The organism is Novosphingobium sp. B-7, from assembly GCF_000410615.1.
GTDB classification, from domain to species: domain Bacteria; phylum Pseudomonadota; class Alphaproteobacteria; order Sphingomonadales; family Sphingomonadaceae; genus Novosphingobium; species Novosphingobium capsulatum.
This window is the reverse complement of the sequence record NZ_KE148346.1, coordinates 1-2,774: the sequence shown is the minus strand read 5'-3', so window position 1 is coordinate 2,774 and position 2,774 is coordinate 1. Positions and strand designations below refer to the sequence as shown.

The following is a 2,774-nucleotide window of genomic DNA, read 5'->3' as shown; positions in this document are numbered from 1 at the left end:
CTGAGCCTGTCGAAGGGCGCGGCGCTGCCCCCGATCTCACCCACAACCTCCTCGCCCTGGCCGTTGAAGCGGCGCGCCATCGCGCCACGCTGGGCGAGATTTCCGATGCGATGGAGGCGGTGTTCGGCCGCCACGGCACCAGGCCCACCCCGGTCAAGGGTGTCTATGGCGCGGCCTATGCGGCCGACAAGCGCTATGCCCAGGTGATAGAGGGCGTCGAGGCCGTGACCCGGCGCCTGGGTCGTAAGCCCCGGCTGCTGGTCGCCAAGATGGGCCAGGACGGCCACGATCGCGGCGCCAATGTCATTGCCTCGGCATTTGGCGACATGGGCTTTGACGTGACCAGCGGCCCCCTGTTCCAGACGCCGGAAGAAACCTGCGTGCTGGCGCTTGCCACCGACGTGGACGCGATCGGCGCCTCGTCGCTGGCAGCTGGCCACAAGACGCTGATCCCCGAACTCATCGCGCGCCTGCGCGAAGCCGGGCGGGGTGACATCAAGGTGGTGGCGGGCGGCGTGATCCCGCCGCAAGATTATGATTTCCTGCGCGAAGCCGGGGTCCAGGGCATCTATGGCCCGGGATCGAACGTGGTGGAATGCGCTGCCGATATGCTGCGCCTGCTGGGCCACAACATGCCGCCGCTCGACGCGTGACGGGACGGGAGAGGACGATGTTCAAGAAGATCCTTATCGCCAATCGCGGCGAAATCGCCTGCCGCGTGATCAAGACCGCGCGCCGCATGGGCATTGCCACCGTGGCCGTCTATTCCGACGCCGACGCGCGCGCGCCCTTCGTGCAGATGGCCGATGAAGCCGTGCACATCGGCCCGGCCCCGGCCGCGCAATCCTACCTGATTGCCGACAAGATCATTGCCGCATGCAAGGCCACCGGGGCCGACGCGGTGCATCCCGGCTATGGCTTCCTGTCGGAACGCACCAGCTTTGCCGAGGCACTGGCCGCCGAAAACATCGCGTTCATCGGACCGCCCGTCGGCGCGATCGCCGCGATGGGCGACAAGATCGAATCCAAGAAGCTGGCCAAGGCCGCCGGCGTCAACGTCGTTCCCGGCTATGTCGGCGAGATTGACGATACCGACCATGCCGTGCGCATCGCCAACGACATCGGCTATCCGGTGATGATGAAGGCGTCAGCCGGCGGTGGCGGCAAGGGCATGCGCCTCGCCTTTTCCGAAAAGGACGTGCGCGAGGGCTTTGAAAGCGTGAAGCGCGAAGGACTCAATTCCTTTGGCGACGATCGCGTGTTCATCGAAAAGTTCATCGAGAACCCGCGCCACATCGAAATCCAGATCCTGGGCGATCAGCACGGCAACATCCTGTACCTGAACGAGCGCGAATGCTCGATCCAGCGCCGCCATCAAAAGGTGGTGGAGGAAGCCCCCTCGCCCTTCGTCAGCCCGGAGATGCGCAAGGCCATGGGCGAACAGTGCGTCGCCCTGTCGCGCGCGGTGGGCTATTATTCGGCCGGCACGGTCGAACTGATCGTTTCGGGCGCGGACAAGACCGGCCAGTCGTTCTACTTCCTGGAAATGAACACCCGCCTTCAGGTGGAGCACCCGGTAACCGAGGCGATCACCGGGATCGACCTGGTCGAACAGATGATCCGCGTGGCCGCCGGCGAAAAGCTGGCTTTCACGCAGGATGATATCGGCATCGATGGCTGGGCGATCGAAAACCGCGTCTATGCCGAAGATCCCTATCGCGGCTTCCTGCCCTCCACCGGGCGCCTGGTGCGCTATCGCCCGCCGCTTGCCGGCTGGACCGACGACGGCCAGGCCAATGGCCGGCGCGGGGTGGACGGCGTGCGCGTGGACGACGGCGTCTATGAAGGCGGCGAAGTCTCGATGTTCTACGATCCGATGATCGCCAAGCTGGTCACCTGGGGCAAGACGCGCGACGAGGCCGCCGACCGCCAGGTCGCCGCGCTCGACGCGTTCGAGATCGAGGGCCTGGGCCACAACATCGATTTCGTCAGCGCGATCATGCAGCATCCGCGCTTCCGTTCGGGCGAACTCACCACTGGCTTCATTGCCGAGGAATATCCCGAAGGGTTCCACGGCGCCCCCGCCGACGAAGCCCTGCAGCGCGCGCTGGCCGGCATTGCCGCGTTCCTGGCGACGGCGCGGGCCGATCGCGCCCGGCGGGTGGATGGCCAGTTAGGCAAGCGGCTACGGCCGCCATCGGCATGGTCGGTCACCCTGGGTGGCCAGGTCTTTGCCGTGGCGCTGGCCGGTGACGAGGTTACCGTCGATGGCACGCCGCTTGATCTGGCGATGGAATATACCCCCGGCGATTGGCTGGTAGAGGCTGAGGTGGACGGCGCGGTGCTGGGCGTGAAGGTCAAGCCGACGCGCAGCGGTTTCCAACTGACCACGCGCGGCGCGATCCACAAGGTGCAGGTGCTGCCCGCCCGCGTGGCGCCCTATGCCACGCACATGATCGAAAAGGTGCCGCCCGATCTCTCGCGCTTCCTGATCTGCCCGATGCCCGGCCTGCTGGTGTCGCTCAACGTGGCCGAAGGCGACAGCGTGGAAGCGGGGCAGCCGCTTGCCGTGGTCGAGGCGATGAAGATGGAAAACATTCTGCGCGCCGAAAAGAGCGGCAAGGTCAAGGCAGTGCGTGCCAAGGCCGGCGAAAGCCTGGCGGTGGACGCGATCATCCTCGAGATGGAATGAACCGCCTGCCAGGAAGGCTAGTTGACGTTTACGTAAGCGTGAATTACAGGACGGCGAAACCGTTGGGAAAGGCATGAGTGCA

General features: G+C 65.6%; 2 protein-coding genes. Both read left to right on the top strand.

All coding sequences use genetic code 11. The features are described 5' to 3' along the window. On the top strand, positions 1-653 hold a 653-nt coding region (locus tag H926_RS27370), incomplete at its 5' end, for a cobalamin-dependent protein (protein WP_192816554.1). A 17-nt stretch (positions 654-670) separates the two neighbouring features. Further along, a complete protein-coding gene (locus tag H926_RS0112760; RefSeq protein ID WP_022676651.1) occupies positions 671-2,692 on the top strand; it encodes an acetyl/propionyl/methylcrotonyl-CoA carboxylase subunit alpha in 2,022 nt (673 codons plus the stop codon). Positions 2,693-2,774: the final 82 nt, after the last annotated feature.

Bases quoted from the DNA above. Each gene is read 5' to 3' on its own strand.
- H926_RS0112760 (WP_022676651.1), top strand. From the start codon at position 671: ATGTTCAAGAAGATCCTTATCGCCAATCGCGGCGAAATCGCCTGCCGC.